At 44.8% G+C, this 7,582-nt stretch carries 6 protein-coding genes; 1 reads left to right on the forward strand and 5 read right to left on the reverse strand.

Translation table 11 applies throughout. The annotated features are described in order from the left end of the window. Nucleotides 1-132: 132 nt before the first annotated feature. The 5 genes from bioA to mnmH all read right to left on the reverse strand — a co-directional run bounded on the left by bioA (nucleotide 133) and on the right by mnmH (nucleotide 6,170). Nucleotides 133-1,509: an adenosylmethionine--8-amino-7-oxononanoate transaminase gene (gene bioA, locus ABHN01_RS03215; RefSeq protein WP_429874363.1), complete on the reverse strand. Its 1,377-nt coding sequence runs from the start codon at nucleotides 1,507-1,509 to the stop codon at nucleotides 133-135. Further along, nucleotides 1,490-2,212 carry a dethiobiotin synthase gene (gene bioD, locus ABHN01_RS03220; protein ID WP_429874364.1) on the reverse strand — a complete coding sequence of 241 codons (723 nt, stop codon included), beginning with the start codon at nucleotides 2,210-2,212 and terminating at the stop codon, nucleotides 1,490-1,492. Before bioD ends, bioA begins: the two co-directional genes overlap by 20 nt. Continuing rightward, nucleotides 2,191-2,775: a biotin transporter BioY gene (locus tag ABHN01_RS03225; protein ID WP_429874365.1), complete on the reverse strand. Its 585-nt coding sequence runs from the start codon at nucleotides 2,773-2,775 to the stop codon at nucleotides 2,191-2,193. The genes bioD and ABHN01_RS03225 overlap by 22 nt, the downstream gene beginning before the upstream one ends. Nucleotides 2,776-2,919: 144 nt before the next feature. Beyond that, complete coding sequence (pepF, locus tag ABHN01_RS03230) at nucleotides 2,920-4,707, reverse strand: oligoendopeptidase F (RefSeq protein WP_429874366.1); 1,788 nt, start codon at nucleotides 4,705-4,707, stop codon at nucleotides 2,920-2,922. A gap of 410 nt (nucleotides 4,708-5,117) precedes the next feature. Continuing rightward, on the reverse strand, nucleotides 5,118-6,170 hold the full coding sequence (gene mnmH, locus ABHN01_RS03235) for a tRNA 2-selenouridine(34) synthase MnmH (protein WP_429874367.1): 1,053 nt from the start codon (nucleotides 6,168-6,170) through the stop codon (nucleotides 5,118-5,120). Nucleotides 6,171-6,338: 168 nt separating this feature from the next. Between mnmH and ABHN01_RS03240 the strand changes: the two genes are divergently transcribed. After that, on the forward strand, nucleotides 6,339-7,409 hold the full coding sequence (locus ABHN01_RS03240; protein WP_429874368.1) for a permease: 1,071 nt from the start codon (nucleotides 6,339-6,341) through the stop codon (nucleotides 7,407-7,409). Nucleotides 7,410-7,582 lie beyond the last annotated feature (173 nt).

A 7,582-nucleotide genomic window follows, 5' to 3' on the forward strand; every position in this document is an offset into this window, starting at 1 on the left:
CCTTCCGATGGGGAAGGCCCTTAACTTGTCAAAAAGCTTTTATAGTACCTCACCTTGCAGATTGTTTTGATCTTTACGGTTCGACAAAGAATACTTGCAAAACCAATCATTTTCATAAAAACAGCGTGCAGCTTATCGAACGGACAAACTTTGAACAACTTCTTGAATGGATCGATACGTGATGTCCACCATCATACTTAGTTCCTCATCTGACATGGAAAGGACGGGCATCATCGTGATGACCGGTCCGAGCTCCCGGATGATCAGTCCATTGTCCCGTGCGTTTTGGATAATACGGGAGATGACGTCCTCTTGGACACCGAAGACCTCCTTTGTCGTCCGATCCTTTACAATTTCTATACCGATCATTAATCCTCGCTGCCGCACCTCTCCGACAATGGGAAGCTCATTCAGGGCATCCAATTTTGCGGACAGCCTTTCCGCTTTTTCATAGACCTCCGCTACAAGGCCGCGTTTTTCAATCAGTTCAATATTTTTTAACGCGAGTGAGCAAGCGAGCTGGTTCCCGGTATAGGTGTGGCCGTGATAGAACGTTTTATGCTCTTCTCGTTCACCTAAAAAGGCATTAAAGATCTTGTCATGAGTGATGGTGGCGGCAAGGGGCATGTATCCTCCGGTAATTCCCTTGCCCATAGACATTAAATCAGGCACAACATCTTCCTGCTCGCAAGCAAACAAAGTGCCTGTGCGTCCGAACCCGACTGCTACTTCATCACAGATTAAAAGCACATCGTATGAACGGCACAGCTGCTCCACTCCTTTTAAAAATCCTGCTGGATGTGTCAAAATTCCGGCTGCCCCCTGCACAAGCGGCTCCACAATAACTCCGGCAATTTCAGCAGAATGTATTTTTAACAGTGATTCAAGTTTCGATAGACAATAGTTTTTAACTGCTTCTTCATCTCCCAGGTCATCCATCCGGTAAGGATAGGGAGACGGGGATGGGAGGCGGTCAAAGAGCAGCGGTCGGAAAATGCGATGGAACAGATCCATCCCGCCGACACTAACCGCACCAACTGTATCGCCGTGATAGGCTTCATTCAATGAGATGAATTTATTTTTGCCGGCATATTTTTCTGCATCGAGATTTTTCCAGTATTGGTAGGCGATTTTCAGCGCGATCTCAACAGCGGCTGCTCCTGTGTCGGAGTAGAATACTTTGGACAGGCTGCCGGGCGTGATTTCTGCCAGTTTTTTCGCTAATAGAATGGAGGGCACATTCGCTGAACCGAGAAGAGTGGAATGGGCGACTTTCTCTACCTGCTGAATGAGTGCCTCGTTCAGCTCAGGCTCACTGTGTCCGTGGACATTCACCCATAGCGAGGCATACCCGTCGAGATATCGGCTGCCTTCTGTATCATAGAGGTAGCTGCCCATTCCCCTCTCAATAATCAGCGGTTTGGACTCACGGTAGGTTTTCATTTGTGTGAATGGATGCCACACATATTCTTTGTCCCATTGTTCCAGGTCAGTGTATGGGATACGCATTGAAAAACACCTCTTTCAGCTGCTGTATATAGTTAGGGTTTTCTAAAAGTGTATGGGTATATCCGGGCAGATCGTCTTTGACATTTTTAAAGGCCGGAATACACAAAAGCGGTTTCAGCGCAGTCAGCTTGGCAATCGTTTCAACATTGTCCCTATGGATCATGTTTTCATGCTGATAAAAGTTAAAGATGATCGTTTTGATCTCGATGTTCTGCATGGCAGTATACGATTGTGTGGCAAGAACATGGTGGATGGATCCGAGTCCGCTGGCTGAAACGAATATGACCGGCAGTCCGCAATCTTTGATCAGGTCGGCAGTCATGTAAAAGTGTGTCTCATGTTCAATAAGAGGAACGGCGATTCCGCCGGCTCCCTCGATAAGAACAATATCGTACTCCTCCTTTAACGATTGAATATGATCGATGATACACTGTTCATCAATCCTTTCACCAGCCAATTTGATGGCGAGGTGAGGGGAGGTTTCTGGCTCGAGCATATACATGCCGCAGTCTTTTAAACCGAGCAGTTCATCATACCAGGAGATATCAGGATATGTATGGTTTGTGTGATTAAGGCCGGTCTGAAAGGGTTTAAAGATGGTGACGCGTTTTCCCATCGCGGTAAGGGATAAGTACAGCAAGGTGGTCGCCGCCGTTTTCCCAATCTCGGTTCCGGTTCCGGTTACAAAGTAGGCTTGGCCCATGGTTTAGCATTCTCCTCTCTGATTATGAATCGCACCATTCGGGGGCGGGTCTGCACAATGAACAAAGTGCATAGAAAGCATAGGAGCAAATCACCGGGTACGGGAAGCAAGAAACCATACAGAATGGTTTGATTGAATGTAAACGATGTTTGCATGAACCAGTTCATCGCTGCATATAGCCATATACAGCCAAAAAGATAGACGGTCAGCAGAGAGGCTAAATTGGCAGCCAGTATGGACTTCACTTTGACCAGCTGATACCGATGGATGAGCCACCCGTTCACAAAGGAGGCCATGACATAGCCGATTAAATAACCAAATGTCGGTTTAAATACATAGCCTATTCCGCCGCCATCCGCAAAAACAGGCAGGCCGATCAGCCCGATCAATACGTAGCACAGCTGGCTGATCAAACCCAATCTCGGCCCGAGGAGGGCACCTGCCAGGTAGACCGATAGGATCTGAAGGGTAAAAGGGATATACGGGATGGGGATCTTGATTAATGCCCCCACCGCGGTCATGGCTGCAAACAAAGCAACATAGGATATGGTTCTTGCGTTCAACACGATCACCTCCTTATGGAAGATTGTTAAAATCCTAGTACAAGTTTGCCTGATTCGTAAATTAATTGTCAACCTAAAATTAATAAAGGTTGACAATTAGAATGAAAAATAAGACCCTTAGATAAAGGGCCTCAACTGAACCTACTATAATCTTGCAAATTCTTCGACCAATTCCTCAAAGCGTTTCAGTGCGTTGACGATCGGTTCAGGGGTAGTTAAGTCTACTCCGGTCTTTTTCAGCAGCTCGAGCGGATAATCGGAGCTTCCGCTTTTTAAGAACTCCAGGTAAGAGCTTAATGTCTCTTTATCACCCTCTAAAATCTTAGTGGCGAGGTGGATCGCTGAAGCAAAACCTGTGGCGTATTTATATACATAGAACGGACGATAAAAATGAGGAATGCGTGACCAGCCGTATTTTACTTCCTCATCGAATACGACCGAATCTCCATTATATTCTCTGAATAGATTTTCATAGATTTGGCTGAAGGCCTCTGCATTCAGCGGCTGTCCTTCCTCCGCTAAAGCGTGGGTTTTCATTTCAAACTCGGCAAACATCACCTGTGTAAACAGGGTACCTTTAAACTGGTCAATAAAGTGGTTCAGCAGATGCTTCTTAAGGTCTTTGTCTGTTTCCTTTTCCAGCAGGTAATTGATGAGAAGCACTTCATTTACGGTAGATGCGACTTCAGCAACAAAAATACTGTAGCCCGCTGTGATTCTCGGCTGATGCTTATTTGAATAATAGCTGTGCATGGCATGCCCCATCTCATGCGCAAGTGTGAACAGACTATCCAAGTCATCCTGATGGTTCAACAGCACGAAGGGATGGACACCATATAAGCCAAGGTTATAGGCACCAGACCGTTTGCCGCGTGTTTCCCGGACGTCGATATAACGGGCATCTTTAAACTCCTTCAACCGGTCAATATAATCATCGCCGAGCGGTGCGAGAGCCTTCACCATCGTTTCATAGGCCTCGTCATATGGAATATCCAGCTTGATACCTTTTACTAGAGGAGCGCTTAAATCATACTGCCGCAGCTCATCGAGTTCCAGCTTAGCTTTTCGAATCTCCGTGTACCGGTGCATGGAATGAATGTTTTCTTTTGTGGTAGCAATCAGATTTTCATAGACTTCCTTCGGTACGTTATCACCAAACAGACCTTTTTCCAGGGCAGTAGGATAATTGCGGATTTCTGCAAGCGAGACATTATTTTTTATCGCCGATGAAAGCGTGGAAGCGATCGTATTTTTTAAAGCGAGATAAGGCTCATAATACGCCTTATAGGCTTCTTTTCTCACTTCACGGTCTTCATCCTCGATCAGTTTGGAATACATTCCGCGTGTAAGTTCTACTTTTTTTCCGTCCTTATCCGTAACTTCGCCGAACTTAATATCCGCATTGTTGATCATGCTGTATGTGCCGCTTGGAGAGGAGAGCGCTTCACCAAGACGGGAAACAATCTTCTCCTGGTCTTTACTCAAAACATGCGTTTTATAGCGAAAAGAATCTATCAAGTCTTCTTCAAAATAGTTCAATCCTTCTTCTTCCGAAATATACTGCTTCAGCTGAGCTTCTTCCAGACTTAACAGGAAAGGCATGAAAAAGGAAGTGGCCGAGCTGATCTTCACTCCGGCATGCTTGGCACGATCCAGCAAGGACTGAGAATCCGAGCTTCGAGTATCCACGTCCACATTCAGCATCGCATACACATAAACGAGATTGAAGGTGTGGGAGAGTTCTTCCTGTTTTGTGAGATATTCAAGCAGTGACTTTCCTGAATGAATGTTTCCATCGAACGCCTTTAATTCTTCAGCCATTGCCTTCACTTGTTCAAAATCGTTTTCCCATTGAGCAAGTGAAGGATAAATGTCGTTAAGGTTCCATTTCTCTTGTTCAGGTACGTCATTTCTTGATTGGTATGTGGTCATATGAGTAACTCCTCTGCATGAAATATCTTTATTCTCTTAAGTGTATTATAGGTCCCATAATATGATTATTGAATTTATTAGACTTATGAAGCCGATTCTCCTTCTTACAAAGGAAATAAGAGGAAGATAAAGAATGGAACAGGATTGGAAAATAACCAATAGATAGGAAACCAACAATGACAGAAAAGAGTAGAACGAGAGGCTCAGCCGTATTGATTGAAGATGGCAGAGTGGCCTTAATGAATAGGAGATATTTGGTATTCTTAAAAAAACGATAATAAATTGGATGGTATCGATAATAAAGTGGTTTTTTTAATATATCAGGACTTTCGATAATAAATGGAATCATCCAGCATTTTCACGGATGAAGGATGAAAAATGAGTAAAAAACCAGCACACGCTGTGAGAACTCACAGAATCCGATGTGCCGGCTTTCTTTTTTGAAGCACTTGTTTAATTTGTTCAATGGCTTCCGAAATATTATTCACTTTTAAGGTAATCCGCTGATCTTCCGGATATTCATCATCCCGGTGTTTGTAACGGGGATCATAATAGTGCTCAAGAAGCAGGCGAACGGCTGAATGGTAGTTTCCTTCCTTCAGGTCATCTTCAATCTGAGCAGCGATGGGTGTATGGATGCGCCGTTTGATTTTCTGAAACGCCGCAACGCATTCGTCATGGTGATCCCAAGGGAGATAGTCTTCAAGAATATGATTTACTCGCTCGTTAATCGGCATATCCAGGAAAATATGAAGCCCTTGCTGTTTTTTTTCCGTTACAAAATTCGGCAGCACGACTTTTCCGATTCGTTTACTCTCAGCCTCCATCAGAATATATGAAGTATCTTTCAAAGCAGACAACTTGTGAAAAAGAAGAGATTCAAACATTTTCTGGTTATTCGGCTCAAGACCGATTTCTCCAAAAATGGAACCGCGGTGGCCGGCCAAATGTTCAAGATCAAGCACGGGAAACCCTTGGCTTGCAAGCTCTTGAAGGATTAATGTTTTACCGGAACCGGTATTTCCATGGATAACGCAGGCTTCAGGCGCGAACTCCATCTTTTCGAGGTTTTTTACAATCCACTGCCGGTACACACGAAAACCGCCTTGCAGACGGTAAGCACGAATTCCCATAAGGTCGAGTACAGTCGCAGTGGTTCTGCTCCTCATTCCGCCCCTCCAGCAAAACACAGCCTTGGGACCGGCGATCCGGGAGAATTCTTTGATAAAAGCGGGAAGCTTGGCAGAGACGATTTCAAGACCTCTTTCTTTTGCGGCTTCCACACTTTGCTGTTTGTACAGCGTCCCAACTTCAGCCCGTTCTTCATCATTAAAAAGAGGGATATTCAAGCTTCCCGGAATCGTGGAATCCTTAAATTCAGAGGGGGAACGTACGTCAATAACGGTGATCTCTTTTTTAATGTAGGCTGACATAAGCTCTTCAATGGCAATATCCTGAAACATTTCTTTCCGCCTTTCTATACTGCACGTCTACTTCCTATTATATAGTAATTCCTCTCTATTTTCATTTTAGCCGTTTCCTTGAAACCTTAAAAACTTATTTTTGCATGGACTGTGATATAATTTACTACCGAATCTATAGATCATAATAAATTTTTTGGTGGGGAAGCTATGTCTCAGTTCAATGATAGTGTTCAGAAAGAAAAAATAAGCAGCAAAGACGCCATTTGGTTCATCGTCTTTTTCATGGCGATTGCTGCGGCTGGGCTGCTGTATGTTAAATGGTGGCCGTATTTTCAAAAAGCGATCTCGGCATCGGCTACTCATTCCATTGGCCCTTCCATCCTTGGCGACCAATCCGCATCGAGTTCACCATGGGCTGCGTCATGGGACTATGCCAAAGTCTATTTTCAATCGGTATGGAAAGCAGCCTTGCTCGGAATTTTACTTGGTTCATTAATTCAAGTGCTGCTGCCGTCCCGCTGGCTTCTTAAAGTGCTTGGGAAAACATCGTTTGGCAGTACGGCAGCAGGGGGATTGGCGTCCATTCCGGGTATGATGTGTACTTGCTGTGCGGCACCAATGGCCGTTGGCATGCGCAAAAAGAAAGTGTCGATCGGGGCAAGCCTTGCATTCTGGCTGGGCAATCCGACCATTAACCCGGCGACTCTAATATTCATGACGTTTGTGCTATCGTGGAAATTTACGGTGCTTCGGCTATTCTTCGGTTTAATCCTCGTGTTTGGTGTCAGCTACTTTGCCAATCGGTTTGCAAAAAATGCTGCTCCAGTGGATTTGGAGAAAGTGCCTGAAGGCGAGACTTTTCAGGAAGAGGATGGACCTTTCTTCAGCCGGTGGATAAAAAGCCTGGGCATGATGCTGCTCCATATCGGACCTGCGTACATTTTCTCTGTACTTTTACTGGGCGCAGCACGTGTCTGGCTGTTCCCGCAGCTGAGTGAAGCGGCGACCAACAGCTTGTTTGCTGTTATTGGATTTGCTCTTGCCGGAATGCTTTTTGTGATACCGACCGCTGCCGAAATTCCAATCATCCAGACGTTTATGCTCATAGGCCTTGGGGCAGGACCTGCGGCTGCTTTGCTCATTACACTTCCTGCTCTCAGTTTACCGTCGCTGCTCATCGTTTCCAGATCCTATCCTAAACGCGTATTATTGTTTGTCACAATATCTGTCGTCGTTTTAGGTGTGCTATGCGGAATCGCAGGAATGTTTGTTCTTTAAGGTTCTGTTGTACCATTTTTTCATGATTAAAAACCACAGGAAGCCTGAACTGCACCCCAATTGTTAGACACAACTAACAATTGGAGGTGCAGTTTTTTGTGACTAAATATTCTTTAGACACTCAATTAGCCGCCATTCAGGCTTATTTAAATGGAGTAGAATCTTACAAAGAT

Origin of the sequence: Fictibacillus sp. NRS-1165 (assembly GCF_050468105.1) — a bacterium.
In the GTDB taxonomy this organism is placed as follows: domain Bacteria; phylum Bacillota; class Bacilli; order Bacillales; family Fictibacillaceae; genus Fictibacillus_C; species Fictibacillus_C terrinigri.